This window comes from Porphyromonas loveana (assembly GCF_003096695.1).
GTDB classification, from domain to species: Bacteria; Bacteroidota; Bacteroidia; order Bacteroidales; family Porphyromonadaceae; genus Porphyromonas; species Porphyromonas loveana.
Map to the genome: position 1 here is coordinate 34926 of NZ_QEKY01000015.1, position 20471 is coordinate 55396.

General features: G+C 49.6%; 17 protein-coding genes and 1 tRNA gene. 13 read left to right on the forward strand and 5 right to left on the reverse strand.

What is annotated here, in order from left to right; genetic code table 11:
• Positions 1 to 193: 193 nt before the first annotated feature.
• Positions 194 to 1369: a T9SS-dependent choice-of-anchor J family protein gene (locus C7382_RS08340; RefSeq protein WP_207772729.1), complete on the reverse strand. Its 1176-nt coding sequence runs from the start codon at positions 1367 to 1369 to the stop codon at positions 194 to 196.
• 1214 nt (positions 1370 to 2583) lie between these two features.
• On the opposite strand from C7382_RS08340, the gene C7382_RS08345 reads away from it, so the two are divergent.
• The 13 genes from C7382_RS08345 (at position 2584) to C7382_RS08405 (ending at position 17827) form a co-directional block, all read left to right on the forward strand.
• A complete protein-coding gene (locus C7382_RS08345; RefSeq protein ID WP_116679831.1) occupies positions 2584 to 2937 on the forward strand; it encodes an FtsB family cell division protein in 354 nt (117 codons plus the stop codon).
• A gap of 48 nt (positions 2938 to 2985) precedes the next feature.
• Positions 2986 to 3363: a hypothetical protein gene (locus C7382_RS08350; protein ID WP_116679832.1), complete on the forward strand. Its 378-nt coding sequence runs from the start codon at positions 2986 to 2988 to the stop codon at positions 3361 to 3363.
• 30 nt (positions 3364 to 3393) lie between these two features.
• Positions 3394 to 4368: a pseudouridine synthase gene (locus C7382_RS08355; RefSeq protein ID WP_116679833.1), complete on the forward strand. Its 975-nt coding sequence runs from the start codon at positions 3394 to 3396 to the stop codon at positions 4366 to 4368.
• Positions 4369 to 4405: 37 nt separating this feature from the next.
• Positions 4406 to 6469 carry a protein-disulfide reductase DsbD family protein gene (locus tag C7382_RS08360; RefSeq protein ID WP_116679834.1) on the forward strand — a complete coding sequence of 688 codons (2064 nt, stop codon included), beginning with the start codon at positions 4406 to 4408 and terminating at the stop codon, positions 6467 to 6469.
• Between the two features lie 17 nt (positions 6470 to 6486).
• Positions 6487 to 7269, forward strand: a complete 783-nt coding sequence (mazG, locus tag C7382_RS08365; RefSeq protein ID WP_116679835.1) for a nucleoside triphosphate pyrophosphohydrolase — start codon at positions 6487 to 6489, stop codon at positions 7267 to 7269.
• Positions 7270 to 7328: 59 nt separating this feature from the next.
• On the forward strand, positions 7329 to 9290 hold the full coding sequence (gene gyrB / locus C7382_RS08370) for a DNA topoisomerase (ATP-hydrolyzing) subunit B (protein WP_116679836.1): 1962 nt from the start codon (positions 7329 to 7331) through the stop codon (positions 9288 to 9290).
• On the forward strand, positions 9283 to 11088 hold the full coding sequence (locus tag C7382_RS08375; RefSeq protein WP_116679837.1) for a gamma-glutamyl-gamma-aminobutyrate hydrolase family protein: 1806 nt from the start codon (positions 9283 to 9285) through the stop codon (positions 11086 to 11088). The genes gyrB and C7382_RS08375 overlap by 8 nt, the downstream gene beginning before the upstream one ends.
• 734 nt (positions 11089 to 11822) lie before the next feature.
• Positions 11823 to 12953, forward strand: a complete 1131-nt coding sequence (gene tgt / locus C7382_RS08380; RefSeq protein WP_116679838.1) for a tRNA guanosine(34) transglycosylase Tgt — start codon at positions 11823 to 11825, stop codon at positions 12951 to 12953.
• A gap of 19 nt (positions 12954 to 12972) precedes the next feature.
• Positions 12973 to 14055, forward strand: coding sequence for an LptF/LptG family permease (locus tag C7382_RS08385; RefSeq protein ID WP_116679839.1), 1083 nt, complete (start codon positions 12973 to 12975; stop codon positions 14053 to 14055).
• 30 nt (positions 14056 to 14085) lie between these two features.
• Positions 14086 to 14547 carry an SsrA-binding protein SmpB gene (gene smpB / locus C7382_RS08390; RefSeq protein WP_116679840.1) on the forward strand — a complete coding sequence of 154 codons (462 nt, stop codon included), beginning with the start codon at positions 14086 to 14088 and terminating at the stop codon, positions 14545 to 14547.
• Between the two features lie 50 nt (positions 14548 to 14597).
• Positions 14598 to 16775, forward strand: coding sequence for a S9 family peptidase (locus C7382_RS08395; protein WP_116679841.1), 2178 nt, complete (start codon positions 14598 to 14600; stop codon positions 16773 to 16775).
• Positions 16776 to 16799: 24 nt separating this feature from the next.
• Positions 16800 to 17648, forward strand: coding sequence for a lipoyl synthase (gene lipA / locus C7382_RS08400; protein WP_116679842.1), 849 nt, complete (start codon positions 16800 to 16802; stop codon positions 17646 to 17648).
• 107 nt (positions 17649 to 17755) lie between these two features.
• Positions 17756 to 17827 (forward strand) — tRNA-Met (locus C7382_RS08405).
• 97 nt (positions 17828 to 17924) lie between these two features.
• On the opposite strand, the gene C7382_RS08410 is transcribed toward C7382_RS08405, so the two are convergent.
• The 4 genes from C7382_RS08410 to C7382_RS10105 form a co-directional block, all read right to left on the reverse strand.
• Positions 17925 to 18833 carry a helix-turn-helix domain-containing protein gene (locus C7382_RS08410; protein WP_243405683.1) on the reverse strand — a complete coding sequence of 303 codons (909 nt, stop codon included), beginning with the start codon at positions 18831 to 18833 and terminating at the stop codon, positions 17925 to 17927.
• 102 nt (positions 18834 to 18935) lie between these two features.
• Positions 18936 to 19610: a YggS family pyridoxal phosphate-dependent enzyme gene (locus C7382_RS08415; RefSeq protein WP_116679844.1), complete on the reverse strand. Its 675-nt coding sequence runs from the start codon at positions 19608 to 19610 to the stop codon at positions 18936 to 18938.
• Positions 19607 to 20050: a DUF4494 domain-containing protein gene (locus C7382_RS08420; protein ID WP_116679846.1), complete on the reverse strand. Its 444-nt coding sequence runs from the start codon at positions 20048 to 20050 to the stop codon at positions 19607 to 19609. The genes C7382_RS08415 and C7382_RS08420 overlap by 4 nt, the downstream gene beginning before the upstream one ends.
• Positions 20051 to 20128: 78 nt before the next feature.
• Positions 20129 to 20281, reverse strand: coding sequence for a hypothetical protein (locus tag C7382_RS10105; protein WP_165815147.1), 153 nt, complete (start codon positions 20279 to 20281; stop codon positions 20129 to 20131).
• Positions 20282 to 20471 lie beyond the last annotated feature (190 nt).

Below are 20471 nucleotides of genomic sequence, written 5' to 3' on the forward strand. Positions count from 1 at the left end.
AGAGTTCTTGTAGTTCTATTTGTATCGTGTTGATTGAGAATGTGTCGCCGCAAAGGTAAGCATTGGCGTGTGATATGGGTCAAAGCTCACTGTGTTGTTCATACTTTTGTGTCTTCCTCACATATTATGAGCGATGAAAGGCAGTGCCAAAATCTTCGACACTGCCTTCCATTGTCGTCTATGAGTGTTAGGTCTAATCCACCCTTACTTTCGTTTGCAGAGAGCGTGTGTCACCGACCATCTTCACGAGATAAAGGCCGGAGGAAAGCTCTACGCGCTTTTGTCCGGTTACCTCTCCGCTGTGGTACAAACGTCCGCTCATATCGTATATCCACACTTGCGCGTGCTCTGCCATGAGATTGATGGCTCCTTGCGTGCCTTGTGCCGTAAAGGCTGCACTCTCTGCCATTCCCATTCCGGTGGTATTGACTGTGAGGCATACCGGTTCGGATTCTTCACCATCCAAAACGGCACGTACGCAGTACTCGGCATTCTCTTCCTCCACGTTTTGGAAGAATGAAGTAGAGGGCCAATTGCCCTGTAGCAATTGCCCGTTCCGATAGATATTGTACACATAGTCGCTGGCCGGACTTTCAGTCGTGATCAGCACATCGTCTATCCGCACGCACCAATTATCGGGGCCTTCAGAATCGAAATGTCGGAAAGCCACATACTTGGTACCTTCCGGCAGATCAAAGTCCTTTTGATGCCATGTAAATGTTGTCTTAGCTTTTGTCGCATTCTCAACAAAAATATCGTTTTCGTAAATGCAAATGAAGTCCTCTTTTTGTATACCTGTTGTAGAAACATATACGCCGTAGTGATCCAGATAGTAATCAGACATATTCGCCACCCAGAAGCTCAAGTGTTTAGCTCCTGCGATATTCGGCGTTATCAGATATTCATCGGGGAATATTGTCGGCTGTCCATTGCTAACCCTCGAATATGAATAACAGGCTACATCGTCATTGTGCCCTGCTTGCCAACCAGCTTTTGGTAAATTCAAAACCACCCAACTAAATCCATCATTATTACCGTCAATTGTTTGCCAACCGGAAGGTAATTCGTAAGTCAGAATATCCGTGAAGCTTTCGTCCACCAAAATGCCACCTCTGGGAGTTGGATTAGGTGCGTTCCACAAGATAGATAGCTGCCCATTATCATAACTGTAGCTTAGGTTCTGTATAGGATTGACGGCCTTTTGTTTTAACTGACGCAATCCTGATAGTGCATAGTCTTTGTAGTTGTCATTGTGGCGGATAACCTCAAGGGTGTATTCTGTATTTCGATCAGAAGGAATAGAAAGCATTTGTCCGGAGCCTAATAAATTGCCTGCAGAGGAATTGTTTGGGGAAATGATCTCCTGCATTCCTGCATGAATCACGGAGTTTGCTCTAATGCTGTTCACAGCAGTAGAGAAGCGAAAAGAGCCTACTTCACTTGAAGTATACAGCTGACGGACTAACTGTAGTGCATCAGATTTTGAAACTTGCTGTGCTAAAAGCATCATCGGCATCATTAGGCATAAAACCAAAAGAGTAATTAGCTTCTTCATGTGAATAATGAGTTAAATGTGTGAAACATGCCGCAAGGTAAGAAGAAAGAAAAAAATATGCAAGAGTAGAAGAGTGCGTTTTTATGCAGGAACGCTTCGATCGGCAAGCGGTCGGTTCATTGTCTTTTTGTTACCTTTGTGCATCGGCAAGGAGTTTGGCGTTGTGTAAATGATTGGATGTCAGAAAGTTCCGATTGATGAAATTGAATAATAGTGGTAAATGACAATGATGATAAATGCTAGCCTCGGGAGTGTAGTCTGCCTGACTACTCCTGTTCCCGTCTTCTTTTCTTGTATGTGCATGCATGGCAGTCGCTGTGTGGTAGAGCAGTGTGTGAATAAGTGTTTGCGGACTGGTGATAGATAGCATGATATAAGGCTTCGATAGACCGCTAAAAGCACTAAGCCCGTGTTGCGTTCATGGCAGAACGCAGCACGGGCTTTCCCTTTTCAGTCCGTCAAAGAGGCCTTTCGGAGATGTAAATATTATAATTATTGCCTTTTAATAATTAGAAGTTTGGAAGTGATTATTATAATTATTTGAAATCATTTTTATAAAGATCATATCTAACTTTTATATATCTTGTTCTCCTCGCTCTGAAAAGTTGGATTTCTACATTCCGAACAGCATTTTTTATCTCCTTCAGGTCATCAGTCACCTTCCCTAAAGCTCCTTATTTAGAATGAGTCTAACTTTGTCTTCGGTGTTGATAACTTTTTTGGAACAAAAGAATTGAGATCGGCGTATCGTAATTTAACAGATCGGATGCGTGCCGATTCCAGATGGAAAAGTGTCGAGGGCATCATCCTAAGATTTCTCCTCCATTGCTTGTTAATTTCTGTGTTTTTGGATCGGATGCAGTTGCTTCGAGGTGTTCGGTTGCGAAAAATAGAGCGAGCAGAGGAGTTGACGAGCTTGTAGATCGGCTGCAATAATCCTATTGGAATATATGGAGAGAGGTGTTGATGCCGTGTCGTGGAAAAATGATACATTTGCAGGTCTCATGTGTGGGAATTAAGTCGCCGGTATGGATATTCGCGGTTGGAAAGCCAAGGTCGAAGAAAGAATACAGCGCGTAGTTGCGTGGTGGGGTCGTCACAAGTATGTCAAGTACTTAGTGGTGATCGGATTCTTCGTATTGGTGACTTTCGTCTTCGGCGATGCCAATATCGGCCGACGCATCCGCTATGCCAATCGGATCAACAGCCTCAAGAAGGAGCTGCGCGAAGTCCAAGAGCAGTACCATCAGGACAGCTTGCGACTAGAAGAGATTCGTGCCAATAAGCAGGGCATCGAACACACGGCGCGGGAGCTCTATCTGATGAAGCGCCCCGAGGAGATCATTTTCCTCATCCGAGACAGTAGTGTGCGTGCTGACTGACGTGGAGCAGTAAGACCGTATCACTTAAATATAATACCTCATCAAGCGATGAATGCTCAGCAAATACGTGAATATGGTTACCGCGTCGGCAGCTTGCTGCTGATATTGGGTGCCGTGCTACGGCTGTTGCCACTCGGCGGCATGGCGGCGGGCGACTATATGTATGCCCTCGGAGCCTTGCTCTACCTGCTGTCTTTCATGCTGACGCCCGTGGCGGACTTGGATATGCGTACGCGCAGACTCTATAGGATGAATGTGCTATCGGGAGCCTTCTTCGTCGTGTCGGCTGCTTTGATTTTTCTCAGGAACGATTCGCTCTGGCTCTTATTCTTCACCATCGGCGTCGTCTATATGATCTACGCTTCGGTACTTCTGCTGTGGCGCAGCGGGAAAAAGGGGGAGACGAACAAAAAGTCGAGACAATAAAGTCGGGACAGCGACAGAAATACAACCAATATGCAAAACAAGAATACACGCCCATCTCGTCCGCGACGAGCACAGGATAGGATTTGGACTGTGGATCAGGCCGATACGCTTCTGCCTTTCCTTATCCGTATGCTCACGGACAATAGTCGCACGACTGTGAAGCAGTACCTGACGAGCCGACGTGTCTCTGTCAATGCTGTGCCGAGCACGCGTCACGATACGGAGTTGAAGCCCGGCGACAAGGTGGTGCTGCATCGCGTCCAACTGCCCGAAGAGCTGCGACATCCGTTGGTGAGGATCATCTGGCAGGACGACTATTTCATCCTTGTCGAGAAGAAGGTCGGCATTCCCACCGTGGGGAGTGGCATCCAGAAAGACAGGACGGCTCTGCGCATCGTGAGCAATCACCTGAAGCAGTACGATCCCGAAGTGAAGGTGTTCATGCTCAATCGGTTGGATCGAGACTCTGCCGGTATCATCCTCTTTGCCAAGACCAAGCGCGTGCAGGAGTATGTGGTAGGGCGTTGGCCGGAGGTCGTGCCCGAGCAGCGATTTGTCATGGCCGTCGAGGGCGACATGCCCGCCGAAGAAGGTCTGCTGGCTCCTCCTCGTCATGAAGACCAGTCCCGAGGACGCCGCACGCAAGTGGTGGCAGAGGCACCGTCGGGCGATTCGGCCGGTGCCGCCCGCTACAAGGTAATCCGCAAGGGTGCCGTCTGTACGCTGGTGGAAGTGACACTGCTGAACGGACGCAACAATCAGCTGCGCAGACAGATGGGCCAGCTTGGTATCCCCATCGCGGGAGACTGGCGACAGGGAAGTTCGTTCCGTCATCTGGACTGTCTGGCTATTCAGGGGACGCGCTTTGTGATGCGCCATCCCGAGACGGGAGAAGAGCGGGAGTATAAGCTGCCTCTGCCCAAGTTATTCCGTCAGCTGATGCATCTCGAAGAGGGTAGCGTACGCACGGAAACAATATCTAAGGAAAAAAAACGTTCGAAATAGTATTGCGAGTAATATAATCCCAAACAAAAATATAAAGATGAACATGAACCTCAGAAACTGCAAATGGATGTTGGCTTTGGCCCTTCTGTTTCTTTCGATGCTGCCGTTCGGGGCATCGGCTCAGATGTTTACGGATGTAATTGTCTGGAAGACGTCGCTTCAGGACAGCGACACGCCGGAGAAAACGTTGGTCTTCACGGCCACGATCAAGCCCGGATGGCACTTGTACGACCAGAACTTGCCGGATGACGGCCCCACTTCGTTGGAGTTCCTCTTCGACAAGATAGTGGGAGCCAAATTGGTGGGCAAGGCTCAGGCAAACAAGGCTCCGATCAACAAGTACGACAAGCAGTTCGAAATGGATCTGCGTTGGTTCGAGTCCTCCGTAACTTTCCGACAGAAGATTCAGGTGACCGATCCTGCTAAGTTCAGCATCAAAGGTGGTGTTCGCTTTATGGCTTGTAACGATGAGAACTGTCTCCCTCCTGAGACGACAGATTTTTCTTTCGATGCATCGATGATCAAGAGCAAGGCTGCTGCTCCCGCTACTGAAGGAGAGGCGCCATTAGACGTTGCCGACCAAGATACTGCTGCATCGACGACCACTGCCGACAGTCTGTCGCAGACCGCTGCCGTGGGAGCTCTCTCATCCAATGCCGACCTTTGGACGCCGGTTGTCAGCGAGCTCCGCGCTTATGGGGACAGCACACTCCAGCAGGCAGAAAGCGCCCCGTGGAAGATATTTATCTACGGATTCCTCTATGGCTTCGTGGCACTGCTTACGCCTTGTGTGTGGCCTATGATCCCGATGACGGTGAGCTTCTTCCTCAAGCGCAATAAGGACAAGAAGAAAGCCGTGCGTGACGCAGTTACCTATGGCGCTTCTATCATCGTTATCTATGTGGTGCTCGGATTGCTCATCACGGGTATATTCGGTGTGAACTCGCTCAACAGCTTGGCCACGAATGCGGTATTCAATATCATATTCTTCCTCCTGTTGGTAGTATTCGCGATCTCATTCTTCGGAGCATTCGAATTGGTACTGCCTGCATCTTGGACCAACAAATTGGACAGCAAGGCCGACTCTACTACCGGTCTGCTCAGTATCTTTTTCATGGCCTTTACGTTGGCTTTGGTGTCGTTCTCTTGTACGGGTCCCATCATCGGTACTCTCTTGGTACAGGCAGCTACGGCAGGTTCCAAATTGGCTCCTGCCATGGGGATGTTGGGTTTTGCCACTTCGTTGGCATTGCCTTTCACGCTCTTCGCCATCTTCCCGAGCTGGTTGCAGGGAATGCCCAAGAGCGGTGGTTGGCTCAATATGGTGAAGGTGGTGCTCGGCTTCTTGGAGCTCGCGCTTGCCCTCAAGTTCCTCTCCGTGGCTGACTTGGCTTACGGGTGGCATATCCTCGACCGTGAGACGTTCCTTTCTCTCTGGATTATCATCTTTGCTCTGCTGGGCTGCTATCTCTTAGGCTGGATCCGATTCAGTCACGACAGCGAATGGCCGCATCTGACCGTACCGCGTTTCATGATGGCGACTGTGTCGTTGGCTTTTGCCGTCTATATGGTGCCGGGTCTGTGGGGTGCTCCTCTCAAGGCTGTGAGTGCTTTCGCTCCACCGCTCCATACGCAGGACTTCAATCTATATAGTGGCGAGGTGCATGCACACTTCACCGACTACGAGGCCGGTATGGCTTTTGCCCGTCAGGAAAACAAGCCTGTCCTCGTGGACTTCTCTGGTCACGGCTGCGTGAACTGCCGCAAGATGGAGAATGCCGTATGGATCGACCCCACTGTAAAGAGCATGTTGGAAAAAGACTATGTCCTCATCACACTGATGGTGGACGAGAAGAAGCCGCTTGCCGAACCGCTGAAAATCGTATTCGACGGCAAGGAAAAGACCCTGCGTACAGTGGGTGACAAGTGGAGCTATCTCCAGAGCAGTAAGTTCGGAGCCAATGCACAGCCATTCTACGTGGCACTCGACCACGAAGGCAAACCACTGGGAGCTTCCTATTCTTATAACGAAGACGTGCCATTGTACATCGACTTCCTCAAGGGCGGTCTGAATGAATTTAAAAAGCGTAAGAACAAATAATCGCAGATCATCTGACGATGCACACACGCGCTGAAAAGTTGGAGGCTTTCGGTCGTCTGTTAGATGTCCTGGACACCTTGCGAGAGCAGTGTCCTTGGGATCGGAAGCAGACGAACGAAAGCCTCCGAACGAATACGATAGAAGAGATCTATGAGCTTAGCGAAGCCCTCTTGAACGATTGTCCCGACGATATTTGCAAGGAATTGGGCGACGTGCTCCTGCACATTGTCTTTTATGCGAAGATCGGAGAGGAGAAAGGAGACTTCGACATAGCCTTGGTATGCCATGCACTCTGCGACAAGCTTATCTACCGCCATCCGCATATATATGGACAAGTGCAGGTGGAGGATGCTGCCGAAGTGGTGCGCAATTGGGAGCAGCTCAAGCTTCGCGAAAAGGACGGCAATAAGTCCGTCCTCTCCGGTGTTCCTCGCTCTATGCCGGCCCTCGTGAAGAGCTATCGGATGCAGGAGAAAGCTGCCGGAGTGGGGTTTGACTGGGAGGCCCGCGAAGATGTGTGGACCAAGGTGGAAGAGGAACTGGACGAGGTGCGCGCTGCCATCAAGGAAGAGGCTACTGCTACCGAGGCTGAGTTTGGTGATCTGCTCTTTGCCGTGGTCAATGCCGCTCGTCTCTACGGCGTGAATCCCGACAATGCTCTGGAGCGCACCAATAGGAAATTTGACAGCCGCTTCTCCTATGTGGAGCAGCAGGCCAAAGCACAAGGAAAGGCGCTCAAAGACATGACTCTCTCTGAGATGGATGCCCTGTGGAATGAGGCAAAACAAAAAGGATTATAGATCTCATTACGAGCGGAAACAACTATCTTTGTAAGAACGATTTTAGCATTATTACTATAATGAACGAAGACATTAAAAACACCTCTGCATCGGAATATTCGGCCAGTAATATTCAAGTGTTGGAGGGATTGGAGGCCGTGCGTAAGCGTCCCGCCATGTATATTGGTGATATAAGTGAGAAGGGTTTGCATCACTTGGTCTATGAGGTTGTAGACAATTCGATTGACGAAGCCTTGGCTGGCTATTGCGACAATATAGAGGTCACCATCGAAGAAGACAATTCCATTACCGTCAGCGATAATGGGCGTGGTATTCCCGTGGACTTTCATGAGAAAGAGGGCAAGAGTGCTCTAGAAGTGGTGCTCACCGTACTCCATGCCGGTGGTAAGTTCGACAAAGGTTCTTATAAAGTATCTGGTGGTCTGCACGGCGTAGGGGTTTCCTGTGTGAATGCACTCTCTACCTATTTGCGAGCAGAGGTGTCTCGAGATGGCAAAATCCATATGCAGGAGTACAGCTGTGGTAAGCCGCTACATGATGTGGAAGTGATAGGCACGACCGATCGTACCGGTACTACTATCCACTTCGCGCCCGATAGCTCCATCTTCGTTGTCACAGAATACCAATATTCCATCTTGGCCAAGCGCCTGCGCGAACTTTCTTTCCTGAATGCGGGAATTACCCTCTCGCTGACAGACAAGCGTGTGATGAAAGAAGACGGTAGCGGTTATAAGCAAGATGTTTTCTATTCAGAGGAAGGTCTGAAAGAGTTCGTTCGTCATCTCGATCGTATGAAAGAGCCCCTCGTGGACAATGTGATACACATTGTTACAGAGAAGCAGGGTATCCCCGTAGAAGTGGCCATGACCTATAATACTTCTTATCTGGAGAATGTGTATAGCTACGTGAACGACATCAATACCATTGAAGGGGGTACTCACTTGGCGGGTTTCCGTCGAGGTCTCACCCGCACGTTGAAGAAGTATGCCACAGACTCCAAACTCCTGGACAAGGTGAAAGTGGAGATCACGGGCGACGACTTCCGCGAAGGATTGACAGCCGTGATCAGCATCAAAGTAGCAGAACCTCAGTTTGAGGGTCAAACCAAGACTAAACTCGGTAACAACGAAGTGACCGGGGCCGTGGATATGGCCGTAAGCGAAGCCCTTGAATACTATCTGGAAGAGCATCCAAAGGAGGCTAAGCTCATCGTGGATAAAGTGGTATTGGCCGCGACTGCTCGTCAGGCAGCTCGTAAAGCCAGAGAGATGGTACAGCGCAAATCTCCCCTCTCGGGTGGAGGCTTGCCGGGTAAGTTGGCCGACTGTTCTTCCAAGGATCCTGAGCAATGTGAGCTTTTCCTTGTCGAGGGGGATTCGGCAGGTGGTACAGCCAAGCAAGGTCGTGATCGTGAATTCCAAGCGATTCTCCCCCTCAGAGGAAAGATCCTCAATGTGGAGAAGGCCATGCAGCATAAAGTATTCGAGAGTGAAGAGATCCGCAACATCTATACTGCTCTCGGGGTGACCATCGGTACGGAAGAGGACAGCAAGGCACTTAATCTCTCCAAACTTCGCTATCATAAGGTGGTAATTATGACCGATGCCGACGTGGACGGTAGTCATATCGCCACGCTTATCCTCACATTCTTCTTCCGCAATATGCGTACACTCATCGAGAATGGCTATGTCTTCATTGCCACTCCGCCGCTATACCTTTGTAAGAAGGGTAAGGAACAGCAGTATTGCTGGACAGAGCAGCAGCGTCAGGCCTTTGTCGATCGCTTTGCAGATGGCAATGAGAGCCGTGTGCACGTACAGCGTTATAAAGGTCTTGGTGAGATGAACGAAGAGCAACTTTGGGAAACGACTATGGATCCTGCCAACAGAACGCTCCGTAAAGTAACCATTGAGAATGCAGCCGAGGCAGACTCCATCTTCTCCATGCTGATGGGGGATGAAGTGGGACCGCGTAGGGAGTTTATCGAAGAAAATGCTACTTATGCTCGAATAGATGCTTAGTCCTAAGAACTATCAAGATTATCCTGCGGCGCTCCGACAACTCTACCAAGAGCTTGACGGTGCGCCGCAAGTCTTTAGAGGCGAACGAGATGCTCGTCCTCTGATCGGCCTGTCGGCTAATTACAATGCTTCGGGCTCATGTATCGCTCGTGCTTATACCGAGTCGATTATCCAGGCGGGTGGATTGCCGGTACTCATTCCGTTGACCACAGATATAGAGGTGTTGCGTCGCTATGCTGCTCAGATTGACGGGCTACTTCTGTCCGGCGGGGATGACCTGTTGCCGGCTTATTTGGGCGAAGATCCTATTCCGACTTTGGGCGAAGTAAACCCCGAAAGAGATAGGAGCGAACTCCTGCTCGTCGCAGAAGCCGTGCGCCGCAATGTGCCGATACTGGGTATCTGTCGAGGTCATCAACTCCTCGCCACAGCTTTTTGTGGAGGAATGTATCAGGATATCTATGCACAGCTGCCGAACGCTCAGGGGCATAATCCGCAGATACCCAAGACTCTCCCTGCTCATCAAGTGTGTTTGCAGGGCGATTCTGTATTGGCACGCGTATTGGGACTGCAAGATGGCGATGCCATTCAGGTCAATAGCATACACCATCAGGCCGTGAGCAGGGTTCCGAAATCTTTCCGTGTGACTGCCCTTGCAGCGGATGGTGTTATCGAAGCTATGGAAGCCTATCCGGAGAAATCTATTCTTTCAGTGCAATGGCACCCAGAACAGATGGCTTATGCAGGAGACGTTCTACAACAAAAGCTATTCGCTCATTTGGTGTCAGAGGCTACGCTCTTCGCGCAAGCCAAGGCTGTACATCGCTCCGTTATCGTTCTGGATTCGCATGTGGATACACCCATGCACTTTACACCGGACTTCGATTTGAGGCAGCGAGGCAATACATTGGTCGATCTCCCAAAGATGGAGGAAGGATTGGTTGATGTATCCGTCATGGTCGCCTATCTGCCGCAGAGAGAACGAGATGATGACTCGCTCCGACAGGCAACGAACTATGCCGTGGACAAGTTGGAATCCATCCGCAGACTTACCTTTGCTCATCCCGATATCGCCACAGTGGCCACGACTGTAGAAGAGATTCGCAGAGCCAAAGAGCTTGGCTTGCGTGTCATTGTACCGGCTATTGAGAATGGTTATGCTATAGGAAAAGACATCTCCAACGTGGCACGTTTCGGCGAAATGGGTGTTTGTTATATTACACTCTGTCATAACGGAGATAACGATCTCTGTGATTCAGCTCGTAAGAGTAAGCAGGAGCATGGCGGACTCAGTGACTTGGGCCGCGAGGTCGTTCGTGAGATGAATCGTCAGGGTATTATGGTTGATGTTTCTCATGCTGCACCTACGACAGTCCGCGATGTGCTCAGCATCAGCACGGCTCCCATCATCGCCAGTCATTCTTCTGCACGGGCATTATGTGATCATCCGCGAAATCTGACCGACGAGGATGCTTTGGCTATTGCCGAGCGAGGAGGAGTCGTGCAAGTGTGTCTCTATGCTGGCTTTATTTGCGAGCAGGAAGAGGCTGCGTCTGTAGTCATGGCGGCTGACCATATTGACCATTTTGTGCGTTTGCTTGGTATCGAGCATGTGGGCATCGGATCCGATTTCGATGGTGATGGCGAGCTGATCGGATGTCGTGGAAGTAACGATTTGATCCGTCTGACCGTCGAATTGTTGCGCCGTGGCTATACGACAACGCAACTCCGACTCCTTTGGGGGGAGAATTTTTTGCGAGTTATGGAAACTGCAAAAGCTCAGTCAAAGTGTCAATAAAAATACTTTTTCGGTGTGTTTTGGGGTGGAAAAGCGCTGTTTTCATGGCAAAAGATTTGGTAATATGAAAATAACGCCTATCTTTGCTTCGTGGTTTTTTCATAATAGTATTAGATTTAAGGTTAACAGAAGATCGAAGGCTGTCGGGAGACAGCCTGAGATTGCGAAATCCCGCCCTGCGTTTCTACGCGAGGTGGGTTTTTTGTTTTAGGGTTGTTCTGTCTCGCGCTTGCGGAAGGTATCCACAACAGGGCAACTGCATCATATAGGGGTTATCTTCCCGGGATCCCCTCAGTAGATACCATCGAACGGATTTAGGACATTGTGATGCAGTTTTCTTGGGAGGGGGGCCAAATTCTCGTTTGCTCTTATCTGCCGGCCGAATGGTGGAATGGCGATGTGTGTGGCCGATTATATAGAAAAGCTGTTTTGTCCTTAGGTAAGGACGGTTCTATCCTCAGTCGAGGACAAATCTATCCTTTATAAAGGACACTTTTGTCCTTTGTGATGTTGTTCCTCTGCAGTCCTCTTTTCGTTAGTCTGTAAAAGACAGTCTGGCTATTTATCGAATTTGACTTTCTACACTGTTATAGATTGTTTTTGAAAAACTGACGAAAGTAGTCCCTATTTTGAAGCGGTTGCCCTGAGTGTCCGGACAGTGCTTTTTGCTCGGAAGGGAGGAAAGGCTACGGCGAAAAAGACTACTTTTGTTGTTCGGAAATAAAGAAGCATCAATGACATTCGATCTCCAATATACATGTGCCGACTGCGAAGCACGTGCCGGTGTACTCACTACAGATCACGGCGCCATAGAAACTCCCATTTTCATGCCTGTGGGCACTGTGGGGAGTGTGAAGGCTGTGCACATGCACGAACTGGAGGAAGACATTCGCGCCCAGATCATACTGGGCAATACCTATCACCTCTATCTGCGTCCCGGCCTCGATGTGCTCCGACGTGCAGGAGGGCTGCATCGCTTCAACAGTTGGGAGCGTCCGTTGCTGACCGATAGCGGTGGATTCCAAGTTTTCTCCTTGGCAGAAAATCGCAAAATCACAGAGGAGGGCGTGACCTTCCGCTCGCATATAGACGGCTCTAAGCATCTCTTCTCACCCGAGTCGGTGATGGACATACAGCGTGTCATAGGGGCGGATATCATCATGGCATTCGATGAATGCTGCCCGGGCGATGCGGATCACGACTATGCCCGCCGTTCCATGCTCCTGACGGGTCGCTGGTTGGAACGTTGTCTCAAGAGAATGGCCGAGACGGAGCCGCTCTATGGTCATGAACAGCAACTCTTCCCCATCGTACAAGGGTGCGTGTATCCCGATCTGCGCCGCCGCTCAGCCGAGATGGTGGCTGCCGTAGGTGCCGCTGGAAATGCTATCGGAGGCTTGGCCGTGGGTGAGCCTACGGATAAGATGTATGAGATGATAGAACTGACCAACACCATCTTGCCCAAGGATCGTCCACGCTATCTCATGGGAGTGGGTACGCCTATCAATATACTGGAGGCCATAGCCCGTGGGGTAGATATGTTTGACTGCATCATGCCGACGCGTAACGGCCGTAACGGGCAGCTCTTTACTTGGCATGGTACGATCAACATACGCAATGCCAAGTGGGCAGATGATTACTCTCCACTTGATCCGGAGGGGACGTCTTATGTGGATAGTCGCTATAGCAAAGCCTATCTGCACCATCTTATCCATACACAGGAGTTGTTGGGATTGCAGATTGCTTCCATCCACAACTTAGCGTTTTACCTTGATCTGGTGAGACAGGCGCGGGAGCATATACGACAGGGGGACTACCGTAGTTGGAAGACGGCCATGGTGCGTCAGCTTGATAATCGGTTGTAAGTAATAGCAGAACGAAATAATGAAGGGGCTTACACGGTTAGACAGGTATCTGATCAAACAGTTTCTGGGGACGTTTATCTTCTCCATTCTGTTGATCATATCGGTCTCTGTCGTTTTCGACATCAACGAAAAAATCGACGACTTCATGAAGCCGGAGGTCTCGCTTCATAGTATCATCTTCGATTACTACCTGAACTTTATTCCCTACTATGCCAATCTGTTCAGTCCGCTCTTCGTCTTCATCTCGGTCATCTTCTTTACCTCACGATTGGCCGATAAGTCGGAGATCATCGCCATGCTCTCTACAGGCATGAGCTTCAAACGGTTGATGGTGCCTTACATGATATCGGCAGCGGTGATTGCATTGCTGACCTTCTTGCTGAACAGTTTCGTTATCCCACCGGGCAATGCGACTCGCATTGAGTTCCAAAACAGATACATCAAGAACAAGCGAGTGGAGTATGCCGAGAGCGTGCAACTGGAAGTGAAGAAAGGTATCTTTGCCTTCTTTGGCTCCTATAGCGATGCCATGCGCACCGGCTATCAATTCAGCTTGGAGGAGTTCAAGAACAAGCAACTTGTCTCTCGTCTCACGGCTGAGCGCATCGAATATGACTCGCTATACAATTGGCGCGTGTACAACTATAGGATACGTCACTTCGGTCGCTATAAAGAGACTGTGGAGAGTGGTAGTTCGCTTGATACCATCATAGAAGTGCGGCCGGCAGACTTCCTCGTTGCAGAGGATGATGTGCAGACGATGACCACTCCCGGACTACAGTCCCACATCTCACGACAGAAGGAAAGGGGAGTGGGGAATGTGAAATTGTTCGAGATTGAACTGCACAAGCGTTATGCTGCGATCTTCTCGGCTTTTATCTTGACCATTATCGGTGCTTCACTCTCTTCGCGTAAGGTCAAAGGCGGTATGGGCATCAACATTGCGATCGGCTTGGGACTGAGCTTCGCCTACATCCTCTTCTTGACCATTGCCGGCACCTTTGCCGTCAGTGGTGCGCTCTCTCCGTTTATGGCTGCATGGGTGCCGAACTTTGTGTTTATCATCATTGCCATTTATCTCTACAAAAAGGCTCCGCGATAGATCGATCCGGAGACAAATTATCAGACGGTTATGAAAGAAAAGATTCAGAAAAATATCCTCATAAAGAACAAACGTGCCACCTTCGATTACGAGATACTGGACGTCTTTACGGCTGGTATTGTATTGGTGGGTACGGAGATCAAATCGCTCAGGCAGGGCAAAGGCAGTCTTGTGGATACATACTGCTACTTCCATGGTGGTGAGTTGTGGGTGAAAAATATGTATATAGCCGAGTACTTCTACGGCACATACAACAACCATGTGGCGCGCCGAGATCGTAAGCTCCTGCTCAATCGCAAGGAACTACGCAAGCTCGAAGAGGCGTCCAAGAGCGTGGGGACGACCATTGTGCCTACAAAACTCTTCATCAATGAGAGAGGACTGGCCAAGCTGCAGATAGGACTGGCACGAGGAAAGAAAGAATATGACAAACGTGCATCCATCAAAGAACGTGACGATAGGCGCGAGATGGATCGTGCCATGAAACGATAGAGCAACGGGGAGGCCCCCTTGCATGACAGAAAGAACAAATACTCTTACTTATGAAAAGACAAACGATAACGCTACTCCTTGGCATCATCTTGGGTATGAGTGCCGCTTATTCTCAGACGGGGAGCAAGATTGTAGACCTGAAGGAAATTACCGGCGGAGCTTTCTATGCACGCAGTGCGGGCGGAGGCATCCGTTCCATGGCAGATGGGGAGCATTATACGGAGATGAACCGTGAACGTACGGCCATCATTCGCTATAGTTATGCTTCGGGGCAGGCAGTTGACACCCTCTTTAATGTGAACAGGGCGCGCGAATGCTCTTTCGACCGTATCCAAAACTATGAGGTGAGCAGCACCGGCCATCATATCCTGCTCTACACTGATATTGAGGATATCTATCGCCATTCCTATCGTGCCACCGTGTATGACTACGATGTGCGTCGCAATTTGGTGAAGCCGCTGAGCGAGAATTCGGGCAAAGTGATGATACCGACGTTCAGTCCTGATGGACGGATGGTGGCCTTTGTGCGAGACAATAATATCTTCATCAAGAAATTTGACTTCGACACGGAAGTGCAGGTGACCACCGACGGACGCGTCAATGCCATTCTCAATGGGGTTACCGACTGGGTATATGAAGAGGAATTAGTCGTGACCAATCTGATGAGTTGGAGTGCGGATAGCGATTTCCTCGCCTATGTGCGTAGCGATGAGACGGCCGTGCCCGAGTATCGTATGCCGATGTACGAGGGCTTGCTCTACCCCGAAGACTATGCATACAAGTATCCGAAAGCCGGAGAGCGCAATAGTTCGGTCTCTCTGCATCTGTACAACGTGACAGATCGGAGTACCAAAGCCGTAAAACTGCCCATTGATGAGGGGAGTTATATCCCTCGTATCGCTTTCACCGACAATGCCGATGAGTTGGCCGTTATGACGCTCAATCGTCAGCAGAACGACTTCAAGATGTACTATGTGCATCCCAAGAGCCTTGTTCCCAAGCTCATCCTCCAAGATGTGAACAAACGCTATGTGGACAGTGACTGGGTGCAGGGTCTCGTCTTTACAGTCGGAGGCGGATTTGCCTATGTAAGCGAAAAGGATGGGTTTGCACACATTTATCTCTATGACAATAAGGGGGTGATGCGTCGGCAGGTGACCTCCGGTAGTTGGGATGTGACCAAGTTGTACGGTGTGGATGCCGTGGGTACGGTCTATTATCAGTCGGCAGAGGAAAGCCCGATACGCAGAGCTGTCTATGCCGTGGACACCAAGGGCAAAAAAACTAAGTTGAGTCAAGGCGTGGGTACGAACGATGCCATGTTCAGCAACAGCTATGCATACTATATTCAGACCTATAGTAACACCACTACTCCCACCGTGGTTTCTGTCTATCGTACCAAGGGTGCCAAGGAATTACGCACATTGGAGGACAATGCGGCTCTCCGTGAGCGACTTGCCACATATCGTTACAATGCGAAAGAGTTCACCACGATTCGCACTGATGCAGGTCTTGAGCTGAATGCATGGATCGTGAAGCCCCTCGACTTCGACCCTTCTCGCAAATATCCTGTTCTCATGGTACAATACGGTGGCCCCAATTCTCAGCAGGTATTGGATCGCTATAGCTTCGATTGGGAGCATTATCTCGCTTCCAAAGGATATGTGACTATTTGTGTAGATGGACGTGGCACGGGCGCTCGTGGCGAAGAATGGCGCAAGTGCACGTATATGCAGCTTGGTATATTGGAGAGCGATGACCAGATTGCCGCAGCCAAAGCGATCGGACGTCTGCCCTATGTCGATGCCGATCGCATCGGAATCTGGGGATGGAGCTATGGTGGTTATATGACGTTGATGAGCCTTTGTCGTGGTAATGGGACTTTCAAAACCGGAATCGCTGTAGCTCCCGTGGCCGATTGGCGCTTCTACGACACGGTCTATACTGAGCGTTTTATGCGCACACCCAAGGAAAATCCGGCCGGCTACAAGGCTTCTTCTGCCATTGAAGTAGCTGCTCAGCTCCAAGGCAAGCTTCTCATCATCAGTGGTTCGGCTGACGATAATGTGCATTTGCAAAACACCATGCTCTTTACCGAAGCCTTAGTGCAAGCCAATATCCCCTTCGATATGGCCATCTATACGGACAAGAACCATAGTATCTATGGCGGCAATACGCGACACCACCTCTATACGCGCAAAGCCAAATTCTTATTCGATAACCTCTGATCACGAACTGTAAACAGATTTTCCATGGCTCTACATGTCAAGAAACCCGAGTGGTTGAAGATTCGTCTTGGCGGCAATGAAAAGTTCACCGAGACTAAAAGGATAGTCGAAGGTCACTGTCTGCACACGATTTGCACCAGTGGCAAATGTCCCAATATGGGTGAATGCTGGAGCCGTGGTACGGCAACGTTCATGATTGGAGGTGACATCTGCACACGCTCTTGTCGCTTCTGTAATACGCTCACCGGTCGCCCCAATCCGCTTGACGAGGCAGAGCCCACTCGTGTAGCCCTAAGCATCAAGCTCATGAAGCTCACCCATGCTGTGGTGACAAGTGTGGATCGTGATGATCTGCCCGACTATGGAGCTGCTCACTGGGTCAGGACTATCCAAGAGATCCGTCGCATCAATCCGGATGTGACGCTTGAGGTCTTGATCCCTGACTTCAGAGGTCGATTGGACTTGGTCGATCAGATTATCGAAGCTGCTCCCGATGTTATTTCTCACAACTTGGAAACGGTGCGTCGTCTCACCCCCTCTGTCCGCAGTGTGGCTACCTATGACACCAGTCTCTCTGTTCTGCGTCGCATCGCTCAGGCTGGCAAGATGCCGGCCAAGACCGGTCTTATGCTTGGTCTTGGCGAGACGGAGGAGGAGGTGTTGGAATTGATGGACGACGCTCTCGCTGCAGGCGTCTCGGTTATTACCATAGGACAGTATTTGCAACCCTCTCGTAAGAATCTACCCGTTGTGGAGTATGTTACCCCGGAGCAGTTCGAACGTCTCCGCCTCATAGGTGTTGAGAAAGGCTTCAATAAGATAGAGAGTGCACCGCTCGTACGCAGCTCTTACCATGCAGAACGTCATCTATAATCGCTATTTACGCGCAGGAAAAGCAGTCGAATAGTCTGAATTGTTGATTTTTCGGGCGTATTCTTTGGAAGTTCACCAAATATGATTACTTTTGTGCCACAATTGATCGCGGAGTGGAGCAGTGGTAGCTCGTTGGGCTCATAACCCAAAGGTCGTAAGTTCGAGTCTTGCCTCCGCAACTATAGTGCAATAGGCTGTCCCAATGACACTGAGTCGAGGACAGCCTATTTTCTTTTTTATATCTGTTTTGTGATGATTTGTACGGAGTTGGGAGCCTCAGTCTTCTCGCTCTGCCTCCGTTTGCAGCGCAGCTTGGTTGTCCAGGCTGCGATATTCACCGGGACTCATGCCTGTGTGTTGCTTGAAGTATTTCCCGAAGAACGACTGTGTCGAGAAGTTCAGCTCATATCCGATTTCCTGAATTGTCTTGTCCGTGTAACGTAGCTGCGACTTAGCTTGTAGGATGATGAAGTCGTTGATGATCTTCAATGCAGATTCCCCCATCACATTCTTGACCGTCAGTGCCAAGTGTTTCGGGCTTAGACAGAGCTTCTCAGCGTAGAACTTCACCGTATGCTCCTTCTTATGGTGATCGGAAACGAGGAGCAGGAAGTTGCGGCATATCGTATTGGCTCTTGATGGCTTTCCGTTGCTTTCTGCTTTTTCGGACAGAAGGTCATCCACAAAATAGAATAGTGTCTGAAGAACATGGATGATCATCTCCTCTTTGTGACTGTTTCTGTTATGCAAAGTCTGCCGGATAAGATCAAGAATCGACGTGAAAAAGACATGCTGTTCAGTGCCGAGGTGATTCAGTGGTTTATTGTGTAGCTTGTTGGCAATAGAGACAAAACTATTCATCTTTACGAGGGAGTGAGACAGGATCTCTTTGCTCAAGAATAGGTACTTCCCCTCAAACCCCTCGGATTCAGCCATTTGTATCACCTGTCGTGGCATGAGGGCAAGCAGGTTTCCCTCCCGCATCACTATTGCTGTCGAATCCATGTTCAGACGCAACCGACCTGCCGTGCATACGACAAAAACCAGAGATTCGAAAGCGAAGGAAGCAGCAGACCGATCCTTTGGCAAGGGAAGTTGTCCCTCAAGTAGGAGAATTTTGTTGCCCAGTATATGCGATTGAGCATTCGAGCAGTTAGCCAATTCCGCTATGGAATATATTTTCAAAGGTTTTGTCATGTAGTCCTTTCTATTTGTCCATGGGTATTTCTTTCACAGCGAGTAGTTCGTTGCAGCATTTCCTCTTCCGTAGGCTTTGGGGTAATGGTGTCAGTACCGACGCTCTCCGAATATCGTTGTCCCGATGCGCACGATCGTACTCCCTTCTTCGATGGCCAAGTTGTAATCGCCACTCATCCCCATGGACAGCTCGCAGAAGTTTGCGCAGTCAGGAAAGAAAAGTTCTTTCATTTCCTTGTATAGTGTCGATAACATGTGAAATTCGCGGCGGATTTGCTCTCTGTCGTCGGTGAATGTCGCCATTCCCATCAGACCTGCAATCTGAATTCCGCTCTCCGGCCCGCGAGCCAATACAGACTCCAAAACTGTGGGTAGCTCCTCGGGAGAGAATCCACTCTTCGTCTCTTCATCGGCTATGAACACTTCCAGTAGGATGGGGATTGTACGCCCCACTTTGAGTGCCTGCCGACTGATTTCATCAAGCAGTCGCATCGAAGAGACACTGTGGATCATTGAGATAAAGGGGGCGATATACTTCACTTTGTTCGTTTGCAGCGGCCCGATAAAGTGCCACTCCACATCCTTGGGCATGGCATCCACTTTGCCTGCAAGCTCCTGCACGCGGCTCTCTGCGAATATCCGTTGGCCGGCATCGTAAGCCTGCATCAGTTCTTCCACTGGGTGGAATTTGGAAACGGCTGCGAGTCGTACGCCCTCTGGTAGTGTCTCAAGGATCGCCCGTAGGCGGTCTGCGATTTGTGTCATTTGCTCGGCACGTATTGAAATACGTCCATCAGAGACGTTTCTGTCACAGAGGCAATCTCATAGTCCGCAAGCCCTTTGTCCATCTGCTTTTCCAGTTCTGCCACGGCATGGGGTAGGCTGTCCGACTTTACAAGTACAAATACCGGAGCTTTCTTTTCTACTCCGTTCTTTTCATCTATGGTTACGTACAAGACTTTGCAGCGGTAGTATCTGTCGCATTTGTCCTCCTCGTTGAGGAAGAGTTCGGCGTAATTTACTTTGCGGATATTGCTGATATTAAACTCTCCCATGCTTACAAAGGGAGTCACCTCTTCGATTATTCTTGCTTCAGCCAGCGTGAAGGAATCGGCATCCACCAGATAACTTTCCGATACCTTCTTCGGCATTCCATTGTCGGCTACCTTCTCATAGGTAACCTTGCATTCGAACCATGCAGCCATTTCTTCTATGTCTATGTTTAATTTGTTGGGATACAAAGGTAGCAAAAACGATTGTCTGCCCTTGTTCTTGGACCAATGCTAAGCACTGTAAATGCCCCTCTTGGTCACGAGAAAGGTCTCGGAAAAATCCTTTTCAAATGCTGTCATGGCGATATTCCCGGGCTTGTCCCATAGAATCAAGCCGATACCCTTAATATCCCGACTACTTAAGACAGCTCGATGTCGGATCATCTTTTTTGTTTTTAGTGGAGGTTTAAAAACGGGAGGTAGGGGGACTTGCAAAGTTATGCGCCGAAAAGGCGGAGGATATGGCGCCAAATAAATGGAAAAACTCGCGAGCAAAGGGATTTTCTTTGGCGCCATTTCGGGAAAAATTATGCGCCAAAACGAAAAAGTTTTGGCGCAAGTATTCAAGGTGTTT

Excerpts from the sequence above, each read along its gene's own strand:
- C7382_RS08375 (WP_116679837.1), top strand. The coding sequence starts at position 9,283 with ATGCTTAGTCCTAAGAACTATCAAGATTATCCTGCGGCGCTCCGACAA.
- C7382_RS10105 (WP_165815147.1), bottom strand. The coding sequence starts at position 20,281 with ATGATCCGACATCGAGCTGTCTTAAGTAGTCGGGATATTAAGGGTATC.
- C7382_RS08420 (WP_116679846.1), bottom strand. The coding sequence starts at position 20,050 with ATGGCTGCATGGTTCGAATGCAAGGTTACCTATGAGAAGGTAGCCGAC.
- C7382_RS08355 (WP_116679833.1), top strand. The coding sequence starts at position 3,394 with ATGCAAAACAAGAATACACGCCCATCTCGTCCGCGACGAGCACAGGAT.
- C7382_RS08350 (WP_116679832.1), top strand. The coding sequence starts at position 2,986 with ATGAATGCTCAGCAAATACGTGAATATGGTTACCGCGTCGGCAGCTTG.
- tgt (WP_116679838.1), top strand. The coding sequence starts at position 11,823 with ATGACATTCGATCTCCAATATACATGTGCCGACTGCGAAGCACGTGCC.
- C7382_RS08395 (WP_116679841.1), top strand. The coding sequence starts at position 14,598 with ATGAAAAGACAAACGATAACGCTACTCCTTGGCATCATCTTGGGTATG.
- smpB (WP_116679840.1), top strand. The coding sequence starts at position 14,086 with ATGAAAGAAAAGATTCAGAAAAATATCCTCATAAAGAACAAACGTGCC.
- mazG (WP_116679835.1), top strand. The coding sequence starts at position 6,487 with ATGCACACACGCGCTGAAAAGTTGGAGGCTTTCGGTCGTCTGTTAGAT.
- lipA (WP_116679842.1), top strand. The coding sequence starts at position 16,800 with ATGGCTCTACATGTCAAGAAACCCGAGTGGTTGAAGATTCGTCTTGGC.
- C7382_RS08360 (WP_116679834.1), top strand. The coding sequence starts at position 4,406 with ATGAACATGAACCTCAGAAACTGCAAATGGATGTTGGCTTTGGCCCTT.
- C7382_RS08385 (WP_116679839.1), top strand. The coding sequence starts at position 12,973 with ATGAAGGGGCTTACACGGTTAGACAGGTATCTGATCAAACAGTTTCTG.
- gyrB (WP_116679836.1), top strand. The coding sequence starts at position 7,329 with ATGAACGAAGACATTAAAAACACCTCTGCATCGGAATATTCGGCCAGT.
- C7382_RS08340 (WP_207772729.1), bottom strand. The coding sequence starts at position 1,369 with ATGCAGGAGATCATTTCCCCAAACAATTCCTCTGCAGGCAATTTATTA.
- C7382_RS08415 (WP_116679844.1), bottom strand. The coding sequence starts at position 19,610 with ATGACACAAATCGCAGACCGCCTACGGGCGATCCTTGAGACACTACCA.
- C7382_RS08345 (WP_116679831.1), top strand. The coding sequence starts at position 2,584 with ATGGATATTCGCGGTTGGAAAGCCAAGGTCGAAGAAAGAATACAGCGC.